At 65.4% G+C, this 21,163-nt stretch carries 14 protein-coding genes; 9 read left to right on the top strand and 5 right to left on the bottom strand.

The window, feature by feature from the left end:
• Nucleotides 1-24: 24 nt before the first annotated feature.
• Nucleotides 25-1,284 (top strand): MFS transporter, encoded by a 1,260-nt coding sequence (locus EI171_RS26115; protein ID WP_161535050.1) that lies wholly within the window; start codon nt 25-27, stop codon nt 1,282-1,284.
• A gap of 222 nt (nt 1,285-1,506) precedes the next feature.
• The gene (locus EI171_RS26120; RefSeq protein ID WP_038967103.1) at nt 1,507-1,944 is read left to right on the top strand and encodes a DoxX family protein; all 438 of its coding nucleotides are present in this window, start codon (nt 1,507-1,509) and stop codon (nt 1,942-1,944) included.
• Between the two features lie 140 nt (nt 1,945-2,084).
• Here the strand turns inward: EI171_RS26120 and EI171_RS26125 are convergent, their stop codons facing one another.
• Complete coding sequence (locus EI171_RS26125; protein WP_161535051.1) at nt 2,085-2,324, bottom strand: hypothetical protein; 240 nt, start codon at nt 2,322-2,324, stop codon at nt 2,085-2,087.
• Between EI171_RS26125 and EI171_RS26130 the strand changes: the two genes are divergently transcribed.
• Entirely contained in the window at nt 2,307-4,001 is a 1,695-nt protein-coding gene (locus EI171_RS26130; RefSeq protein ID WP_161535052.1) for a methyl-accepting chemotaxis protein, read from the top strand. The two genes, EI171_RS26125 and EI171_RS26130, sit on opposite strands and share 18 nt — an antisense overlap.
• 268 nt (nt 4,002-4,269) lie before the next feature.
• Nucleotides 4,270-5,964, top strand: a complete 1,695-nt coding sequence (locus EI171_RS26135) for a methyl-accepting chemotaxis protein (protein WP_161535053.1) — start codon at nt 4,270-4,272, stop codon at nt 5,962-5,964.
• Between the two features lie 76 nt (nt 5,965-6,040).
• Here EI171_RS26135 and EI171_RS26140 read toward each other — a convergent pair whose 3' ends face one another.
• Nucleotides 6,041-9,853 carry a DUF3971 domain-containing protein gene (locus EI171_RS26140; RefSeq protein WP_161535054.1) on the bottom strand — a complete coding sequence of 1,271 codons (3,813 nt, stop codon included), beginning with the start codon at nt 9,851-9,853 and terminating at the stop codon, nt 6,041-6,043.
• Nucleotides 9,854-10,048: 195 nt separating this feature from the next.
• On the opposite strand from EI171_RS26140, the gene EI171_RS26145 reads away from it, so the two are divergent.
• On the top strand, nt 10,049-10,735 hold the full coding sequence (locus EI171_RS26145; protein ID WP_161537079.1) for a peroxiredoxin: 687 nt from the start codon (nt 10,049-10,051) through the stop codon (nt 10,733-10,735).
• A 110-nt stretch (nt 10,736-10,845) separates the two neighbouring features.
• Nucleotides 10,846-12,213 (top strand): M23 family metallopeptidase, encoded by a 1,368-nt coding sequence (locus EI171_RS26150; RefSeq protein WP_202633016.1) that lies wholly within the window; start codon nt 10,846-10,848, stop codon nt 12,211-12,213.
• A 37-nt stretch (nt 12,214-12,250) separates the two neighbouring features.
• Here the strand turns inward: EI171_RS26150 and EI171_RS26155 are convergent, their stop codons facing one another.
• Complete coding sequence (locus EI171_RS26155) at nt 12,251-12,889, bottom strand: TetR/AcrR family transcriptional regulator (RefSeq protein ID WP_060913074.1); 639 nt, start codon at nt 12,887-12,889, stop codon at nt 12,251-12,253.
• A gap of 218 nt (nt 12,890-13,107) precedes the next feature.
• Between EI171_RS26155 and EI171_RS26160 the strand changes: the two genes are divergently transcribed.
• The 3 genes from EI171_RS26160 to EI171_RS26170 are packed head-to-tail and all read left to right on the top strand — an operon-like array spanning nt 13,108 to nt 18,934.
• Complete coding sequence (locus EI171_RS26160) at nt 13,108-14,670, top strand: efflux transporter outer membrane subunit (protein ID WP_011087094.1); 1,563 nt, start codon at nt 13,108-13,110, stop codon at nt 14,668-14,670.
• 17 nt (nt 14,671-14,687) lie between these two features.
• Entirely contained in the window at nt 14,688-15,812 is a 1,125-nt protein-coding gene (locus EI171_RS26165) for an efflux RND transporter periplasmic adaptor subunit (protein WP_028171251.1), read from the top strand.
• A gap of 11 nt (nt 15,813-15,823) precedes the next feature.
• On the top strand, nt 15,824-18,934 hold the full coding sequence (locus tag EI171_RS26170) for an efflux RND transporter permease subunit (RefSeq protein WP_161535056.1): 3,111 nt from the start codon (nt 15,824-15,826) through the stop codon (nt 18,932-18,934).
• Nucleotides 18,935-18,976: 42 nt separating this feature from the next.
• Here EI171_RS26170 and EI171_RS26175 read toward each other — a convergent pair whose 3' ends face one another.
• Complete coding sequence (locus EI171_RS26175) at nt 18,977-20,194, bottom strand: DUF5666 domain-containing protein (protein WP_060911843.1); 1,218 nt, start codon at nt 20,192-20,194, stop codon at nt 18,977-18,979.
• Nucleotides 20,191-21,105 carry a DUF6502 family protein gene (locus tag EI171_RS26180; protein ID WP_161535057.1) on the bottom strand — a complete coding sequence of 305 codons (915 nt, stop codon included), beginning with the start codon at nt 21,103-21,105 and terminating at the stop codon, nt 20,191-20,193. The genes EI171_RS26175 and EI171_RS26180 overlap by 4 nt, the downstream gene beginning before the upstream one ends.
• Between the last annotated feature and the right edge of the window lie 58 nt (nt 21,106-21,163).

Raw genomic sequence — 21,163 nt, forward strand, 5'->3', positions numbered from 1 at the left:
CCGAAGCGCGCTCCCTGATCGGCAATGGATCAGAAGACGCCCAGGGAATCGCGCAAGGATGGCGTCGCGGCGACGCCGGGAGGCGCCGTGCGCGTCGCACTCACCGTGCTCGCACTCTGCTTCACGCTGGCCGTGCTGGGCCGTGGGCTCGGCGACAGTTTTACGGTATTCCTGAAGCCGATCTCGGAAAGCTTTGGCTGGGACCGCGCACAGATCGTCTCGGTCTATTCGCTCACATGGCTCGCGAGCGGTCTCACCGCTCCCTTCGTCGGACGGCTGTTCGACCATTCCGGGCCGCGCATCGTCTATGCGCTCGGACTATCGCTGCTCGGCGCGGCATTCCTGATTGCGGCGCACGCACAGCACCTGTGGCAGTTCCAGCTCTCGATCGGCCTCTGCGTCGGCATCGGCGTCGCCTTCATCGGCATCGTGCCGAACTCGATCCTGCTCGGCCGCTGGTTCGGGTCGCGCCTGCCGACCGCGATGTCGGTGGTGTATTCGGCCATGGGCGGCGGCGTGCTGGCGCTGCTGCCGGCCTCGCAGCTGCTGATCGATCACATCGGCTGGCGCGGCACCTACCAGCTGTTCGGCTTTGCAGCATTGGGCCTGCTGGTGCCGCTGCTGCTGCTGCCGTGGCGGCTGTTCGCCACGGGCTCGCCGCATGTGGTGAAGAGGACCGATCCTGACTTCATCGACAACGGCTGGACGCTTCTCGGCGCGATGCGCCATCACGCCTTCTGGGCGCTGTTCTCGACCTTCTTCTTCACCGCCGTCGGCATGTACGCGATCGCCGCGCAGATCGTGGCCTATCTGATCGACGCAGGCTTCCCGCCGCTCCAGGCCGCGACGGCCTGGGGTTTCTCCGGCGTCGTGCTTGTGTTCGGCATGTTGGGGGTCTCCGCGCTCGACGGCCTGATCGGGCGCAGGCCTTCCGTGCTGTTGAGCTACGCGATCTCGATCCTCGGCATCGCCCTGCTCTGGCTGCTGCAATACGTCCCCAACATCCTGGTGCTCAGCGGATTCGTCGTCTGCTTCGGCAGCATGATGGGCTCGCGCGGCCCGCTGATCAGCGCGACCGCGATGCGGATCTTTCAGGGCAAGCGGGTCGGCACGATCTACGGCACCATTTCGATCGGCAGCGGGCTGGGCTCGGCGTTCGGCTCCTGGAGCGGTGGCCTGATCCACGACGCGACCCACGGCTACAACGCGTTGCTCGCCTTCGCACTTGCGAGCGTGGTGCTCGGGATGATTCCATTCCTGGTTGTCCCCGCCTTGCGGCGGTAGGTATGTCCGAGGTAACCTGCACCCCTCCGCGCCACCGGGAAATTACGGGCTCGCGCGACATGGCCACCCGCGAATAATCCGAACTCGCCGGGCTCAATTGCCGGTCTGCGGTGTTTTGTCCAACATGACGAAAAAGTCAGCGTGGATTAGGCGCGTACGGCTTGCAGGGTGGAACCGAATGCGATTCAAGTCGCTTGGGAATTGGATGGAAGGGCGCAAATCATGAACTTCAACTATCTCTCTCGCTATCAACCGGCTCTGCTGAGCCTGTTTCGTTTCATCACCGGACTGCTGTTGTTCCAGTACGGCATCGCAAAACTGTTCAAGTTTCCGGCGCTTCCCTACTTCGCCGACATTCCGCCGCTGATCTACGCGGCCGGCACGCTTGAACTGGTGCTCGGCGCGGCCCTGATGCTCGGCCTGTTCACGCGGATCACGGCGTTCATCCTGTCGGGCGAAATGGCCTTCGCCTACTTCATGGGCCACATGCTCAAGACCGGCTCGCCGGTGTTCCTGCCGCTGCTCAATGGCGGTACCGCCGCGATCCTGTTCTGCTTCGCCTGCCTCTATCTCTCGGCAGCCGGCGGCGGCTCGATCAGCGTCGATGCCGTCATGGGCAAGGAGAGCGACGCATCCGGCGAGGCCTACGCCCGGCGCTGACGCGCCCGCGGATCAATCCGCAAGCAGGACGGCACCCGCAGATCTGCCGGTGCCGTCCTAGCGCGCTCCCAGCACGTTCCAGATGAGAACGAGGGCCGCGACGAGCAGCACGGACATGATGATGCGATGAACGAATCGATTCATTGCAGGTCCTGCCAGGCTCTGTAGCCACCAAAGTCCGAGATCGATTTTTTCCAGCGCATGAACCGGTGCCTCCCGGCGCGTGGCGGTTTGCCTGCACGGTTGCGCACAAGCCTGCGAATGCCGTTCCGCGCGGCAGGCCGCCGCATGCCTCCATTCATGATTGGTAAGAACTTCATGCTACCGATGCGAGCAATAATAACCATTCCGTAGAGGCTGCGATGAAGCTGCTGAGTCATCTGAAGATCCGCACCAAGCTGGCCAGCATGGTCTGCCTCGCGGCGCTCACTGTCACGGCCATCATCGGGGTATCGACCGTTCTCAGCAAGAGCCGCATGATGGAGGACCGCGTCCAGCAGATGCGGACCGCGGTGGAGCTCCTCTACAACTACGCGCAATCGCTCCAGGACGAGGTGACCGCCGGCAAGCTGACGCAGGCCGAGGCCAAGGCCCTGTTCCACCAGCGCGGCCGTCGCATGAGCTTCAATAGCGGCCAGGGCTATCCGGTGGTCTACAATCAGGACACGTCCCTGATGGTGAACGGCGCCAATCAGCAGCTCGAAGGCAAGATCACGGGCGCCAAGGACTCCAATGGCGTGCTGATCGCCGACGCCATCCTCAAGGCTGCCGACCAGGCCGCGCCGGGCGGCGTGACCTCCTATCTCTATCCCCGCCCCGGCCAGACCGAGCCGGTCCGCAAGACCGTGTACGCGCGCAAATTCGCGCCCTGGAACGTGACCCTCAGCTACGGCCTCTATGTCGACGACATCGACGCCGACGTGCGTGCCTTGACGCTGGAGCTAGCCGTCATCGGCGTCGGCCTGATGCTGCTGATGGCGACGCTGTCCTGGCTGATCGCCCGCGACGTGCTCGGCGCGCTCGACCGCCAGAAGAACCGCATGCAGGAGATTTCCGAAGGCGCCATCGACAAGCCGGTCGAGGAGACCGGCCGCGGCGACGAGATCGGCCGCATGGCCGAGACGCTCGAAGTGCTCCGGCAGACCGCGCTCACGGCGCGCAACCTCGAGGCCGAGCAGGTCGCCGCCAAGACCCGCAGCGAGCAGGAGAAGCGCGACGCCCTGATCGCGCTCGCCGACCGCTTCGATGCCTCCGTCGGCCAGCTCGTCGGCCTGATGGCCTCCGGCTCCGGCGAGCTCGAGACCACCGCAAAGTCGATGTCGTCCACCGCCGAAGGCACCAACCGCCGCGCCGCATTGGTCGGCTCGGCCGCCACCGAAGCCAGCCAGCGCGTCCAGACCGTCGCGGCCGCCGCCGAGGAGCTCTCCTCCTCGATCACCGAGATCAGCCGCCAGGTCGCGCAATCGGCCGAGGTCACCGGCCGCGCCGTGGACAACGCCCGCCGCACCGACACCATCGTCCGCGCACTCTCGGACGGCGCTCAACAGATCGAGCATGTCGCCGAGCTGATCTCCAGCATCGCGGCGCAGACCAATCTGCTCGCGCTCAACGCCACCATCGAGGCCGCGCGCGCCGGTGAAGCCGGCCGCGGCTTTGCCGTCGTCGCCTCCGAGGTGAAGTCGCTGGCAAGCCAGACCGCCGAGGCCACCCGCGAGATCGGCGACAAGATCGCCCAGATCCAGGGCGCGACCAAGGAGGCCGTGGACGCCATCGGCGGCATCACCGCCACCATCGAGGAAGTCAGCCGGATCGCCACATCGATCGGCGCGGCCATCGAGGAGCAAGGCGCCGCCACCGCCGAGATCGCGCGCAGCGTCTCGCAGACCGCGGAGGCGACCAAGGAGGTCACCACCAATATCGGCGGCGTCAGCACCGCGGCCAACGAGACCGGCAACGCCGCCGGCATGGTGCTCGCGGCGGCCAGCAGCCTCTCCAAGCAGGCCGAGCAGCTCTCGGGCGAAGTCGGCACCTTCCTGGCAGGCGTGCGCGCGGCGTAAGCGGCGCGACGTCTGCGTTGGCCTGACCGCGACGATGCATCGACGAATCGATGCCCGGCCCGAGCCTGCATGATCGCGCGAACACGATCCCGATCGAATTTTTTGGACATGACGCCGCAGGCGTCGGCATCCTGCCTGCATATGCGTGTCCATGGCTGCGCGAATTTCGCCGCGTCTGAACACGCCATGCCCTGCGTTCAGGAATGGTAAGCACTTCCTGATACGGCTGCGCGAGAACAAGCAACATACAACCGTTCGCGAGGCCGTCATGACGCTGCTCAGTCACCTGAAGATCCGCACCAAGCTGGCCAGCATGGTCTGTCTTGCGGCGCTCACCGTGACCGCCCTCATCGTCGCGTCAGCCTATCTCAGCAAGACCCGCATGCTCGAAGATCGCGCGCGCCAGATGCAGACGGCGGTCGATCTGCTTCACGGCTTCGCGCAATCGCTCCAGGACGAGGTCGCCGCCGGCAAGATGACGCTCGCCGAGGCGCAGGCCCAGTTCAAGCTGCGCGGCCGACAGATGAAGTTCAACGGCGGCCAAGGTTATCCCGTGGTCTACACCGCCGATTCCACTGTCATGATGAATGGCGGCGCGCCTCAGCTCGAGGGCAAGAACAACGGCATCAAGGATGCCAATGGCATCGTCATCGGCGACGCCACGGTGGCCGCGGGCAAGCAGGCACCGGAAGGCAGTATCCTGTCCTATCTGTTCCCGCGTCCCGGCGAAACCGTTCCAGTCCGCAAACTGGTGTTCGCTCGCCAGTTTGCACCCTGGAACGTCGCGATTGCCTACGGCCTCTATGTCGACGACATCGACGCCGACGTGCGTGCCTTGACGCTGGAGCTAGCCGTCATCGGCGTCGGCCTGATGCTGCTGATGGCCGCACTGTCCTGGCTGATCGCCCGCGACGTGCTCGGCGCGCTCGACCGCCAGAAGAACCGCATGCAGGAGATTTCCGAGGGCGCCATCGATAAGCCGGTCGAGGAGACCGGCCGCGGCGACGAGATCGGCCGCATGGCCGAGACGCTCGAAGTGCTCCGGCAGACCGCACTCACGGCGCGCAACCTCGAGGCCGAGCAGATCGCCAACAAGACCCGCAGCGAGCAGGAGAAGCGCGACGGCCTGATCGCGCTCGCCGACCGCTTCGATGCCTCCGTCGGCCAGCTCGTCGGCCTGATGGCCTCGGGCTCCGGTGAACTCGAGACCACCGCAAAGTCGATGTCGTCCACCGCCGAAGGCACCAACCGCCGCGCCGCATTGGTCGGCTCGGCCGCCAATGAAGCCAGCCAGCGCGTCCAGACCGTGGCCTCGGCGGCGGAAGAGCTTTCGTCCTCGATCACCGAGATCAGCCGCCAGGTCGCGCAATCGGCCGAGGTCACCGGCCGCGCCGTGGACAACGCCCGCCGCACCGACACCATCGTCCGCGCACTCTCGGACGGCGCCCAGCAGATCGAGCATGTCGCCGAGCTGATCTCCAACATCGCGGCGCAGACCAATCTGCTCGCGCTCAACGCCACCATCGAGGCCGCGCGCGCCGGTGAAGCCGGCCGCGGCTTTGCCGTCGTCGCCTCCGAGGTGAAGTCGCTCGCAAGCCAGACCGCCGAAGCCACCCGCGAGATCGGCGACAAGATCGCCCAGATCCAGGGCGCGACCAAGGAAGCCGTGGATGCCATCGGCGGCATCACCGCCACCATCGAGGAAGTCAGCCGGATCGCCACCTCGATCGGCGCGGCCATCGAGGAGCAAGGCGCCGCCACCGCCGAGATCGCGCGCAGCGTCTCGCAGACCGCGGAGGCGACCAAGGAGGTCACCACCAATATCGGCGGCGTCAGCACCGCGGCGAACGAAACCGGCAACGCCGCCGGCATGGTGCTCGCGGCAGCCAGCAGCCTCTCCAAGCAGGCCGAGCAGCTCTCGGGCGAAGTCGGCACCTTCCTGGCAGGCGTGCGCGCGGCGTAAGTTTCCGGACGCCTAAACCTCCGCATTCGTCATGGCCGGGCTTGTCCCGGGCATAACGAGCTATTCAAGCTTGTCGCTAGCGCCGCGCGAGGCTGCAACCGCTCGACAGCGGCCTTGCTGACCCCGTCGGGCTGTCGCCGGATTGTGCCGACGGCAACTGCTCGTCGAACGGCGTGTTCTGCTTGCCGGTGTTGAATTCGAAGATCTTGCGGAACAGGCCGGGCGCCATCGCCGAGATTGGATTGACGCGCATCACGGGCGCGGCCGGCGTGCCGACGACCTCATAGGTCACGCCTATCAAGCCCTCGTTGTTGCCGCCGCCGAGGAAGATGCCGAACAACGGGATCTGGCCGAAGATGTTGTTGACGCCGTACATCGGCACGAAGGTGCCGCTCATGCAGACCTGGTTGCCGGGATAGTCGATCGAGCCTTCGATGGTGCCGCCGATCATCGGTCCCTTGACGACGCCGTCGCGGATCGTGAGCGCGCCGTTCTGCCGGGTGAACTCCGCTCGCAGCGCGGTGAAGGACACGCCGCTCTGCGCGCCATTGGGACCGCCCGCCGCCACGCGATCGAGCTGATCCATTCCCTTGACCGTGAAGTCGCGTACATTGATCAGGCCTTCCCTGGTCGTAGGCTCTGACGTCGGCGGCTCCATCGCCACCACCATCTGGCCGCCGAAGACCTTGTTGGTGGTATCGGTGAAGCGCAGCAACGCGCCGGCATCGTTGGTCTGGAGATAGATCACCTCGCGGGCACCCTGGGCACGGCCGCCGCGCAGATCGGCCGCCACCGGCGTATCGCGGCCGATCTTGCCGCTCAGCGTGAAGGCTTTGACGGCGCCGCTGCGCCGCGACATCTTGGCATCGACGCTGCGCATGGCCTCGCCGTTGAATCCGGCGACGGCGCCGAGCTTCACGTCGATGTCGAAATCGACGTTCTTCATCTTGCTCTTGGCATCGTCCTTGGAATTGCCTGAGATCGCCGACTTCAGGAAACCGCGACCGTCGAACACGTCGCCGCGCATCGTGCCGCGCACCACGCCGTCCTGGCTGCGCTCGACCTTCAACGACGCCTTGTCGCCGTCGGATGGCGCGTAGATCGGGAAGTTCGCGTTCATGAGGTCGCCGTTCGGGTCCACCTCGAGCGAGCCCTTGATCGAGGCGCCACCGCCTTCGATGACGATGTCCTCGAAGCGCGTCGATTGCGCGGTCGGCACCACCTTGAAGCTGGCCTTGCCCGACTTGCCCGGCAGCTTGACCCAGCCAGGCAGGATGTTGTCGAGCTTGACCGAGGTCAGGTCGGCCTCGACGCCGAGCTTGGTGGTCTGGTCCGCGCCGCCCGCGATCTTGCCCGAGAGCTTGATCGGCAACGAGCCACTGACGGCCGGGCTGAGATCGAAGCCGAGACGCGCGCGGCTCGCATCGTCCAGCGTCGCCTGCAGGCGGACGTCGGCATCGCCCTCGGCCTGCTTGCGATAGTCGAGCGAGGCCGCCTGCCCGTTGATCTTGACGTCGCCCTTGACCTGGTAGCCCTGGTTGCTCGCGACGATCTTCAGATTGTTGGCCTCCAGCTTCTGGTTCATCACCAGCTTGTCGGCGGCAAAGCCGTTGAGATCGGCGGTGACGGCGTAGGTGGTGTCGGCCTTGGTCAGCTCGCCCTTGACCGGCAAGCCGAGCTGGATGTTCGCCGAGAACGTTCCCTTGCTGGTGTTGGGATCGACGACGGTCGCCGACAGATCGCTCAGCCGGTCATTGGCGAGCATTTCGGCCGCCGCAGGCACGGGTCCGTCGACGCGAAACCTGGTGCGCGAGGGCGAGGGTTTGGGTGCCATGTCCGGCACCTCGAAGACGAAGTCGGAGATCGTGACCTTGCGGCCGGCGGGCGTGTCGGCAATGCCCTGCCCGATGCTCACGGTGGCGGTGCGCCCGGTCACGCGCGCCTTCAAATCGGCATCGTGCACGACAGGCATGCCGTCCACCGGACGGACCGCGACGCCGCTCGCCACGATGTTGACCGAGAGGCCGTCGTCGGGAATGGGCGGACCCTTCCGTGGGAGGTTCCTGGTCGGCGAATTGACGCCAATCTCGATGCGCTGGAGCGTGCCGCGTTCGATCCGCTCGATCACCCATTCGCGCAATTCCGGAACGACGAGCGTCGGCCACATCCGCTTGAGCGCGGAAGCCGACATCGGCGTTCCCGCAAAGCCCAGCGTGAGCCGCGGCTCGCCGGAATAGTCGATAGCGCCGGTGCCGGCGACGCCGATCTCGCCATTGCTGATGTCGGCCTGCGTCAGCAGGAGGCGCTTGTGGTCGGTATCGAAGCGAAGACCGATCGCAATGCGGTTGAAGACGAGCGGCGGCTCGTTGTCGATGCCGCCCAGCAGGATCGAGCCGCCGCTGAAGCCGAGCTGCCAGTCGTTGATGCTGCCGTTGGGCGGCTCCAGATGCGCCAGCAGCGTCAGGCGGTTCGCACCCGAGAGAATCTTGAACGGTGCGACCAGCACGCGCCGATTGGAGTCCCACTCGACATTGATCTCGGCCGAATCGATCGCCATCGGATAATCGGGCGTGTCGGTGTCGATGATGTTGCCTGCGCCGACCGTGATCTTGCCGCGGAAGAAGGTCGGCACGCCGTCGCGGCCGAGCTCGCCCTTGAGCTCGCCGGTCAGCGGCAGGTCCGCGGTATAGGTGAGATCCTTGACCCGTAGCGCCAGCAGGATGTTGGCGGTGGAAACCTTGTCGGCGCGGATGTCGACCGAGCGCACGCCGTTCTCGGCGGGACCGATCGTGGCACGCAGCGACCATGGGCGCGCGCCCTCCTCGCCGAGGCTGAGCGCGACGCCGCCGCGGCTCGGCCGGCGCAGGCTGAGCGTGATGTTCTCGAACGTCCATTTGCTGCCGCGCTGCTGATCGTCGACGATCAGATTGCCGTTCTTCAGACCGATCTCGTTGAGGTTCTGGCCGTCGAGGCCGGTCATGCTCAGGCTGTCGAGCCAGTCGAGGCCCTGGAGAATGCCGCTCTGCGCAGTCGCCTGAGGCGCCGCCTGGGATGCATCGGGGCTTGCAGGCGCGGTCGCGAACGGCGGCGGCGGGACTCCGTTGCGCGGGAATGTCGGCGGCAGGCCGGCGTCCTTCTTGGAGGCCACGCCGGTTGCCAGCGGTTTTGCGGTATCACCGGCCGACACCGTGACGGTCCCGTCGGGCGCGATGCGGATCGCAAGCTCGGCGTCGACGAGATTGAGGCTTTCGGCGCGCAGGTGCCCCATCAGCAGACCCGCACCCGACAGCTTGACCTCGGCCTTCGGCGCGGTGGCGACGATGGCGTGGTCGTGGTCGCGAACGACGATGTCGCGGATGCGCACGGCGATACGGATCCGCCCGGCCCGCTCGATCTGCGTGCCGCCGACCTCCACAGTATTGCCGTGGCCGATGTTGTCCTCGATCGCCGCTGCAAGCCAGGGCGTTGCGATGTCGAGATTGATCGGACCGGTCCCGAGCCGCCACCACAGCGCGCCGAAACAGCCGACGAAGATGACGGCCAAGGCGCCGACGACGATAGCCAGCCGCTTCAGCCAGCGATCGGCCGCCAGCCAGCGGCGCACCGTCCCAAACCCGTCACCGAAGCGATGGAAGCCCGAATTGGAACGCGACAACAGCCGGCGCGCACGATAGCCCGCCGCCGCTTCCTGATCCGGGTCCCAGTCGGCATCGTCCCATTCCTGCGGCTCCGAATGACCGCCGCGCCGATCGAAATCCCGATTGTAATCCTGGGGCGACTTATTCCTTGCCATTGCCTCTCGATACAGGCGCCCATCGTGGGATTGAGCGCCGCCGGGACCGCAGCCGTCGACCGGGAGCGAACGCCCCTGCGCCGGCGTTGCCGCCATACCTCGAATATTCCTGCTGTTCGTCATTTCGCCCCGGGAGCGCGTTCAACGAGCAGTGGGGTGGTGCGTGGAATTCCTTGTAACCATACTCCGGCGTCGTCAGACTTGCCCAGCCGAGGGCGCGAGTCCGGTACACCGGACGAGAGCTGCAATACCGCTTTGGTTGACCCGCCGAAAGCGTCGAAAGGAAGGCGTATGTCCAAGAAATCCCAAAAGAAATCGTCCAAAACGCCCTCCGGCACGACAGCGGCAAAAAAGAAGGCCTCGAAAACCCGGGCAGCGACTCAAACAAAGTCCGCGAAAACACAGCGGACACCGGCGAGCAAATCAACCGGGAGCATAGCAAAAGCAGCATCGCATGGCGCCGCATCGAAACAGTTAAATTCCTCCAGATCGGCCCCTGCGTCCGCGGCCAAGCAGGTCCTGACCGAGGGGCAGAAGGCCCCAGCCTTCCGCCTGCCCCGCGACGGCGGCGGCGCGGTCACGCTGTCGGATTATGCCGGCCGGAAGCTCGTCCTGTTCTTCTACCCCCGCGCCGATACGCCCGGCTGCACCAGGGAGGCCATCGACTTCACGCGCCTGGCCGACGCCTTCACCGCGGCCGGGACGGCCGTGATCGGTATTTCCGCGGATTCGTTAAAGGCCCAGGAGAAATTCCGCGACAAGCACAGCCTCGGCATTCCGCTGATCTCGGACGAGAAGCACGAGATGCTGGAGGCGTATGGCGCCTGGGGCGAAAAATCCATGTATGGCAAGAGCTTCCTCGGGATTCTTCGCACCACGGTGCTGGTCGGAAGCGACGGCAAGGTGGCCAGGATCTGGCGAAACGTCCGGGTCGACGGCCATGCCGACCAGGTGCTGGAGGCGGCAACAAGTCTTTAACCAGACCTTTAAATACGGCTGTTCCCATTTCCGGAAAATTAACCATGACCGGCCCAGATTGCTGCGGCAATTAGGCCGTACGGACTCATCCGACCGGCGCGGGAGTGCCGATGTCGAAAAGTTCTGCCCAATACTCGCAGTACCCCCAACATCATCCTCACGACCACGGACGGGCCCTCCATCGCCGTCCGGCCGCCGCAGCAGCGGCAATTGCGATTCCCCTGCCCGCGACCGACGACGCCTACACCATCGTCCATGCCGGCAAGCAGGTGCGCTTCGGGCCCGTGGTGTTCTGGATCGTGGTCGGCACGGTCGTGCTGCTCGGACTCTGGTCGGCCGCGACTGCCACCTACTTTGCCTTTCGCGACGATGTTCTGACCCGGCTGATCGCCCGCCAGGCCGAGATGCAGTACGCCTATGAGGACCGCATCGCCGAGCTGCGCGCCAAGGTCGATCGCACCACCAGCCGGCAGCTGCTCGACCAGGAACAGTTCGACCAGAAGCTCGACCAGATCATGAAGCGCCAGACGGCGCTGGAGTCCCGGGCCACGGCGCTCGGGGCCATGCCTGACGTGACAGGCTCGATTCCCCGTTCGACCCCGCAGCGTGGCGACGCCGGCCAGAGCACGACGCAGGGCACGCCAAAGCCGTCGCCGATCAGCGACACCGTGATCTTCGTGGCGCCGCCGGATCGCGAAGCGCGGCTCGAGTCGCGCGCGCCGGCGGTCATGGCCCCACAGGCCAATCAGTTCGCCAAGAACCAGGGTTTCGACAATGTCCTGGTCCGCCTCACCACCTCGCTCGATCAGGTCGAGCGTCGTCAGATGGCGGCGCTCAGCGCCGTCGAGGACGGCATGGATTCGCGCATGCGCCGGATGCGCGGCGTGGTCAGCGATCTCGGCCTGAACCTCGCCAGTCTCGAAGCCGCCGTGCCGCGGACCGCGATGGGCGGGCCGTTCGTGCCCGTCAAGCTGACGGCCAATGCCGGGCCGTTCGAGAAGCAGCTCAATCGCATCAACGTCACCCGCGCCGAGATGGATCGCCTCAATCGCACGCTGGCGCTGGTGCCCTATCGCAAGCCCGTCATCGGCGAGGTCGAGTTCACCTCCGGATTCGGCGTGCGCAGCGATCCGTTCCTGGGGCGGCCTGCAATGCATACCGGCCTCGACTTCCGTGCCGCCACGGGCGATCCGGTACGCGTCACCGCCAACGGCAAGGTGGTCTCGGCCGGCTGGTCCGGGGGCTATGGCCGCATGATCGAGGTCGATCACGGCAACGGACTTGCGACCCGCTACGGCCATCTCTCCGAGATCAACGTCAGGGTCGGCGAGATCGTGAAGATCGGCCAGGTCGTCGGTCTCGTCGGCTCGACCGGCCGTTCCACCGGTCCGCATCTGCACTACGAAACCCGCATCGACGGCGAAGCGGTCGATCCGCAGAAGTTCCTGCGCGCGGGCGTGCGTCTCAGCGCGGGCTAGAACGCGCCCCTGCCCTCATTGAACATTCGTGAGCGCTTCAGGCGCGAGGCTGACACGCCTTCAGGAAGAATTTGAGTCCTGCTTCGATCTCCTGCTCGATCGCCTCCTCCGTGAGATCGCTGAGGCCCAGTACAATCAGCAGCGGTAGTTCGCCGCGGACCAGGCTCAGGAATTGTTTGGCGGCTTCCATCGGATCGTCAAACTCCAAGACCTTCGCAGCCCTGGCTTCTTCGAGGAATTGAGCGAGCCGCCGAATCGTCGCCTCGGGTCCGCTTTCATAGAAGAGCCGGGCGAGCACGGGAAACCGACCGCTCTCGTTGGCGATGATGCGGACGAAGGCAACGTCCTTTCGATGGATGAAGGTGTGGAGGTATTGCCTGGCGAAATCCCGCAGCGCCTCAGACAGTCCGGCGGACAGTTTGGGCACCTGCAAATCGCGTTGCAGGCTCTCGCACTCCGCCACGATCAGCGAGGCGAACAAAGCCTCCTTGCTCGGGAAATACGCGTAGAGCGTGGCCTTCGACACGCCGGCGGCTTTCGCGATGGCGTCCATACTGGTTGCGGAAAAGCCCTGCTCGAGAAAAAGCTGCCACGCCGCTCGGATGACGATGTCCATCTTGCGGCCCGCTGGTGCGCTCTCCTTCTCGTGAACAGGATGGGCGATCGTTTCGATCAAGGGTGACTCTCCGTCGGCTCGCGAATCGGTGTCGTAGGCGTCAACGCGCACAATGGCTGCGTCTCAACAGCTTGAAAGAACTAAAGAGACGCCCTGAGCACGACACAGGTAGCAAAACTTCTTTACGGTACACAACGAAACTAAACAGTTCAGTCCCATTGACAACACCTGCTTGCTCGGTCAAGTACTGAACGGTTCAGTTTCGATATGAGCCTTGGATGCCGTTCAGAACATTCCTCCGTAGAGGCGCCATAATACCGTTAGCCCAAGCCGCGATCGCCCTCGCCGGCTGTGCCGTCGGCCCGAATTTCGAGGCGCCGGACGCCCCGCCGGTCAGCGGCTACACTGCGGGCGGATTCTCCGCGACCAAGGGCGCAGACGGGCCTGGCGGAACGGCACAGCGGATCGTGAACGGCGCGGACGTGCCGGCGGTCTGGTGGCAGGTGTTTCGCTCACGGCAGATCGAAGCCTTCGTCCGGGAAGCAATCGACAACCATCCGGACCTTGCCGCGGCGCAAGCGGCGCTGCGCCAGGCTCGCGAAGTTGCGGCGGCAGACACCAGCGCCCTGATGCCGTCGATCACCGGGGAAGGCAGTGCGACGCGCAGCCAGGTGCCGCTGGCACAGTCCGGGCAGACCGGACCGTCATCGCTGTACACCCTCTACAAGACCTCGGTCCCGGTTTCGTTCACGCCGGACATCTTCGGTGGCAAAGCGCGCGGGATCGAGGCGGATCTCGCCAATGCGGACTATGAGCGCTTCCAGCTCGAGGCGACCTATCTCTCATTGACGGCAAACGTCGTGACGACCGCGATCAGCGATGCGTCCTACGCGGCGCAGATTCGCGTGACCCAGGAACAGATCGACGGTCAGCGTCAGCTGGTCGCGTTGCTCGAACAGCAGTTTGCCCTCGGCGCCGTCGCCAACAGCGATGTCCTGACTCAGAAGGCCCAGCTGGCGCAGACGCTTGCGACGCTGCCGCCGCTGCAAAAGTCGCGCGCGCAAAATCGCAACCAGCTGATGGCGTATCTCGGCAGACTGCCGAGCCAGGACCGAGGCGAGGCCGTGCCGCTGGCAAACCTGCGCCTGCCGCGCGATCTGCCGGTCAGCGTACCGTCGCTGCTGGTGCGGCAGCGTCCGGACATCCGAGCTGCCGAAAGCCAGATGCATCAGGCCAGCGCGAATGTCGGTGTTGCCACGGCCAACATGCTGCCGAACGTGACGCTGTCAGCTTCGGGCGGCAGCTCTGCGCTGGCGCTGTCGGGACTCTACGGCCCGCAATCGGCGGCCTGGAGCGTGGCGGCAAGTGTCACCGGCCCGATCTTCGATGCCGGCTCGCTGTTCCACACCAAGGAGTCCAAGGTCGCCGCACTGGAGCAGAAAGGCGCGCAATATCGCTCGACCGTGATCACCGCGTTCCAGAATGTCGCCGACGCGCTCCGCGCCATCCAGTCGGATGCTGATCTGCTGAAGGCCCAGATCGAGGCGGAGAAGACCGCCGCGGAGAGCCTGAAGATGTCGCAGGCCCAGTTCAAGGCCGGCTCCACCACGTTCATCTCCGTCATCAACGCCGAACAGACGCTGCTGACCGCGCGCATCAACCGCGTGAAGGCGCAGGCCTCGCGCTATGCCGACACCGTCTCGCTGTACCAGGCACTCGGCGGCGGCTGGTGGAATCGCGTCGATGAGTCCCCCGCCTCCGAAGTAAAGCCCGCGGGCGTTGCCGCGATATTCACCCCCGCGGGGGCCCTGCCGGCTCAGCCGACCCCGCCCGCCAACTGATGCGAAAGCCCGAAGCCATGTTGAAGCGCATGATTATCATGTTGTGTGTCGTCGGTGCGGTGTTCGCCGCCCTCGCCTGGTTCGTCAGCTTCCGCGCCGGCATGATCAAACAGGCCATGGCCGCGCTCGCCGATCCCCCGCAGACGGTGTCGACGACCGCCGCGCAGCTCAGCGACTGGCAATCCGCATTGACCGCCATCGGCACGTTTCGCGCGGTGAACGGCGCCGATCTGTCGCTGCAACAGTCTGGCATCGTGGACGGCATTCATTTCGAATCCGGCAAGGATGTCGGCGCCGGTGACGTGTTGCTCGACCTGCGCAAGCAGGACGACGTCGCCAAGCTGCAGTCGTTGCAGGCCACCGCCGACGGCTACGCCATCACATTGCGGCGCGACCAGGGTCAGCTGAAGATCAATGCGGTCAGCCAGGCGACGGTCGACAGCGATGTCGTGAACGAGCGCAACGCGCTGGCGCTGGTCGCCCAGCAGCAGGCGCTCATGGACCAAAAGACGCTGAAGGCACCTTTTGCCGGGCGTCTCGGCGTGCGTCAGGTCGATGTTGGCCAGTATCTGACCGCGGGCACCACCATCGTCACGCTACAGGCGCTCGACCGGCTCTTTGTCGACTTCACGCTGCCGCAACAGGCACTCGACCAGGTCAAAGTCGGACAGGAGGTCACCGCTCGCATCGACGCCTTTCCGGACCGCAGCTTCAAGGGCGTGGTGCAGGCGTTCAATTCCAAGGTCGATCAGGCCAGCCGCAACGTTCAGGTCCGCGCGATTTTCGACAATACGGATCGCAAGCTCCTGCCCGGCATGTTCGCGCGGATCGATGTCCGTGTCGGACACCCCACGAGCTATCTCACGCTGCCGCAGACCGCCATCGTCTACAACACCTATGGAGAGTCGGTATTCCTCGCCGTCAAGAGCGACGCACCGGACAAGCAGGGTTTGATAGCCCGCCAGACCTTCATCAAGACCGGCGCCACCCGTGGCGATCAGGTGGCGGTGATCTCGGGTCTCGATCAGGGCGCAACCGTCGTCACCGCGGGCCAGGTCAAGCTGCGCAACGGCACCCTGCTGAAAGTCGACAACTCCATTCCCCTGGCGAACGATCCCAATCCGGCACCTGCCGATCAGTGAGGAACGAGAACGTGTCCTTTACCGACATCTTCATTCGCCGGCCGGTGCTTGCGATCGTCGTCAGCCTGATGATCCTGGTGCTGGGTCTGAAGTCGATGACCTCGCTGCCGATCCTGCAATATCCGCGAACCCAGAACGCGATCGTCACCGTGACGACGACGTACTACGGCGCCGATCCGGCGGTCGTTGCCGGGTTCATCACCACGCCGCTGGAAAACGCCATCGCCCAGGCCAATGGCATCGACTACATGACGTCGACCAGCCAGCCCAGCACCTCCACCATCACCGTCAACCTGCGGCTGAATTTCGACTCCGGCAAGGCGCTGACCGAGATCAACACCAAGGTGAACTCGGTGCTCAATCAGCTGCCGAGCGGCGTCCAGCAGCCGGTGCTGACGGTCAAGGTCGGCCAGACCATCGACGCCATGTATCTCGGCTTCAGCAGCGACGTGCTGGCGCCGAACCAGATCACCGACTACCTGATCCGCGTGGTGCAGCCCAAGCTGCAGGCCGTATCCGGCGTGCAGACCGCGGAGCTGCTCGGCAACAAGACCTTCGCGCTGCGCGCCTGGCTCGATCCGATCAAGCTTGCCGCCTACGGGCTGACCGCATCCGACGTATCGACCGCGCTGTCCAGCAACGACTACATCGCCGGGCTCGGCACCACCAAGGGCCAGATGGTGCAGGTCAATTTGACGGCCGCGACCAACCTGAAGTCGTTGCAGGAGTTTCGCGACCTCGTCGTCAAGCAGGCCGGCGCTTCCAACGTCAAGCTGTCCGACGTGGCGAACGTTACGCTGGGCTCCGAGGATTACGACTCGTCGGTCGGCTTCAACGGCAAGCGCGCGGTCTATATCGGCATCCAGGTGGCGCCAAACGCCAACCTTCTCGACGTCATCAAAGGCGTCCGTGCCGTCTATCCCGACATCAAGGCGCAGCAGCCGGAGGGGCTGAACTCCGAGATCATCTACGACTCCACCGATTTCGTGAACAGCTCGATCGACGAGGTGATCCATACCCTGCTCGAAGCGCTTCTGATCGTCACCGTGGTCGTCTTCCTGTTTCTCGGATCGTGGCGTTCGGTGCTGATTCCGGTGATCGCCATACCGCTGTCGCTGGTCGGCACCTTCACGATGCTGCTGGCGCTAGGCTTCTCGATCAACCTCCTGACGCTGCTGGCGCTGGTGCTCGCGATCGGCCTCGTGGTCGACGACGCCATCATCGTCGTCGAGAACGTCAACCGGCATCTGGCCGAGGGTACGAAGCCGTTGCAGGCGGCGATCATGGCCGCGCGCGAGCTTGCGGGTCCTATCGTGGCCATGACCGTCGTGCTGATCGCGGTCTACGTGCCGATCGGCTTCCAGGGCGGCTTGACCGGAGCGCTGTTCACGGAGTTCGCCTTTACCCTTGCCGGCGCCGTTGCAGTGTCGGCCGTCGTCGCGTTGACGCTGACGCCGATGTGCTGCGCCTTCATCCTCAAGCCGCCGAATACCGGCAAACCGACGCTCGACGACCGCATCGTCGGGTTCATCGATGCACGGATGGAGGCGTTGCAACACCGATACCGACGGTTGCTCGAAGGCAGCCTGGCGACGATTCCGGTCACGGTCGTGTTCGCCGCCTTGATCTTGAGCAGTATCTACTGGCTCTATTCCAACTCCAAGAACGAGCTGGCGCCGGAGGAGGACCAGGGCGCGATCCTGATGCAGTCGACGCTGGCACCGAACGCAACACTTCAGCAGAAGCTGCTGTATTCCGCCGAGGTCTACCGGCGCATTTCCGCCTATGCTGAAACGGCGGGCGTGTTTCAGCTCGATCTCACCGGCAGCTCGATCGCGGGATGGGTCCTGAAACCCTGGGACAAACGCGACAAGACTGCGGCGGAACTGCAGCCGGTGCTTCAGCAGGAGATGGCGGGGGTTGCCGGCGCCAAGATCGTGGCGTTCCAGCTGCCGCCGCTGCCCGGAGCGAGCGGCCTTCCGATCCAGTTCGTGATCCAGACCACGGACCCGTTCGACCGGCTCGATGGCGTCGCGAAAGCGTTCACCGCCGAGGCCCTGAAGAGCGGCAAGTTCATCTTCCTCGACAACGACCTGAAGGTGGACCAGCCGCAAACCACGGTGCTGATCGATCGCGAAAAGACCGCTCAGCTCGGGCTGAAGCTCAGTGACGTCGGTGGTGCGCTCGGCAACATGCTGGGCGGCGGGTATGTCAACTATTTCGGCCTGGACGGCCGCTCCTACAAGGTCATTCCCCAGGTCGAGCAGCGCCAGCGACTGAACGCCGATCAGGTGCTGAACTACTACATCAAGACCTCGGACGGCACGTCTGTTCCGCTGTCGACGGTGGCGTCGCTGAAGACGACCACCGTTCCGCAATCGTTGAACCATTTCCAGCAGGTCAATGCCGCCACCATTTCCGGCGTGGCCATGCCCGGTGTGATCACCGGCGAAGCGCTCGCGACGCTGAAGGAGATCGCGGACCGGACCCTGCCCAAGGGCTACACCATCGACTATGGCGGTCAGTCACGGCAGTTCATCCAGGAATCATCCGGATTCGCCGCCACCTTCGGGTTTGCCCTGATCGTCATCTTCCTGGCGCTGTCGGCGCAGTTCGAGAGTTTCCGTGATCCCCTGATCATCCTGGTCTCGGTACCGATGTCGATCGCGGGCGCGCTGATCTTCATCATGCTGGGAATCAAGGGCGCGAGCCTCAATATCTACACCGAGGTCGGCCTCGTGACTCTGATGGGGCTGATCAGCAAGCACGGCATTCTCATCGTCGAGTTCGCCAACGAGCTGCAGCATGCCGGCCGCTCCAAGCGCGATGCGGTCATCGAAGCAACCGCGATCCGGCTGCGCCCGATCCTGATGACGACAGCGGCCATGGTGATCGGCGTGATGCCATTGATCACCGCTACCGGTGCGGGCGCAGCCTCACGCTTCAACATGGGGCTGGTCATCGCCTCGGGACTTTCGATTGGAACGTTGTTCACCCTGTTCGTGGTGCCGGCGTTCTACATTCTGCTTGCGGCCGACCATTCCGCGGCGACGGGCGACGACGCGGTGAAACTCGATGCGGCCGGACTCGGAATGAACGGCGAGCCGCGCACCGCCCTATGATGAAGCAAGGCTCGCCGCACCATGCGCTCCACCTGGGTTCCTTTAGCGCCGGCCACCGCCCATCCCGCCTCCGGGACCACCAAAACCGCCACCACCCATTCCACCGCCAGGTCCCATGGACCCGCCGGGGCCCATGGGACCAGTGGGCGAGCCAAGACCGCCGGGGCCCGACGGACCGCTCGGTCCTGTCGGTGCAGAGCCGGGCGCCGGACCGGGGCTCGATCCCGGCGCAGGCGCACCGGGGGCGCCGGGCTGGCCGCCGCCCGGAGTCACGGCGCCGCGATCCGGATGCATGATAGAGCCGCCGGGCGACCGGTTGGGATTGCCGGCACCACCCGGCCCCTGCGGCGGCGATCTCGGGAATTGGCCGACAGCCTGTGCGGAGTCGACCTGAAGGCCGCGCGCGCGATCGAACGAGCCGTTGACCACCATGCGGGCTTCGCCGGCCGCGGGCCCGAAACGCGAGCCGTCACGGGCGACGAGCCCGGAGCCGAGCTGGAGGTTTGCGCCCATCCGCTGCACATAGGCCTCGATCGACAGGCGGCTTGCGCCGACGAGATCCGAAAAATCATCGATACGGGTGCGCGCGGCCTGCATCGCGCCCTGGTTTGCGCTGCCTTCGATCTGGACGCGGTGGCCGACGAGCAAGGGATCGACACCGTTCAGCCTCAGCCCGCCGATATGCAGACCGTCAGGGCCGCGCTCGACCAGGCCCGTGACGCGCGCAGCCGCATCGCGTCGCGGCTCGACCAGGCTTGCGACGATCACGCCGTCGGTACGGCGCAAGCCGTAGACCGCGACCTGCGCGCCCGCATGGAGCTTGCTCTCCTTGCCGCTGGTGACGATCTTCTGACCGAGCACCGTCAGCTCGTTGCCCTTCACCTGTTCGATCGGACCCGAGACCTCGCTCGCGATCGCGATGCTGCGCGTGACCAGCGTGCCGTCAGCCCGACGGGTCGCGACCACGCGCGCAAGCTGGCCGATGCGCAGCGAATTGGCGCTGGCCGCCTCGCCGTCGATTCGGACCGGAACGTCGCTCGCATAGGTGATGCGCTCGCCATTGACGTAGATACTGCCGAAGCGCTGGATCACGCCGACGATGCCGGTGCCGCCGATGCCGTGATCATCGCCTCGCGTGATCCCGGTGCCGCCGATGCCCTGATCGGTGCCGCGCCTGACCTGCGCGTGGGCAATGGCCGTGCCGGCGAGCCAGAATCCCGTCAGCAGCAGACGGCGGGAGATGAGCGGCGCCCGGCTCATGAAGAACCGCCTTCTTTGCCGCTATCCTTGGCGCTTTCCTTAGCGTTTTCCTTGGCCTCGCCCTCTTCGTCGGCGTCCTCGCAATAGATGTAGATGCCGAAATTCCAGCGGGCGTCGCCGCCCTTGTCCTTGGCGAGCGCGCGGTTGGCTTCGCGGTTGGCGGTCTTCAGCGCGTCCATGGCGAGTTCGCGCGAGCGCGCCTCGAGGCGCCGCGCCAGCTTCGGCGAGATGTTGTTGTAGTGCACTGCGCGTTCGAGGAAGCGCGGCGCGGCGCCTGAGACGTTCTGCGCGGCGGCCGCGATGTGGTCGTGCAGGTTGCGGCCGAGATAGTGCCATTTGCTGTCGTCCTCGCCGCTCGGAACGAAGGCGGCCTCGACCAGCTCGATCTCGTCAGCCTCGTTGATGGTGACGATCTTGCGGTCGACCCATTCGTCGAGCACCGCACGCGGGCGCACGTCCTTGGTGACGGAGGCGACGAGCTGCTCGAACGACGGCGCATCGCCCTCGGCCGTACGCGGCAGCGCGAGCGGCTCGCCTTTCGCGTCGGTGAACTCCGGCGCGGCGAGCCAGCGCGCGATCACGGCGCTCGTCAGCGACACGGCCGCCGGCGCCTCGTGCACGGGCGTGCCGGCGCCGCGCAGCCGCGCCACCTCCTTGCGGTGAATGCCGGTGAGCAGGCTGACGCGGCTGTCGGTCTGCTCTTTTCCTTCCAGCGCGAAATCGTGCTCGGCGACGTTGACGAAAAGCTCGCGAAGCAATTGCGCCAGCGCCGGAAAGGTCATGCCGCTGCGGATGCACAGCCGCACGAGCGGGCGCAGCAGCCGCGCCAGCGGAGCGTGCAGCTTCCCCGCAGCATTCGGCTGTGGCGCGCTCGACTTGTCAGCCGCCTTGGACCCGGACTTGGCATTCATGTCTGAATTGTACCGATGCATCACGTGGGACACAATCCCACTTTTTTCCACTCTCCAA

The organism is Bradyrhizobium sp. LCT2, from assembly GCF_009931255.1.
Lineage (GTDB): Bacteria > Pseudomonadota > Alphaproteobacteria > Rhizobiales > Xanthobacteraceae > Bradyrhizobium > Bradyrhizobium diazoefficiens.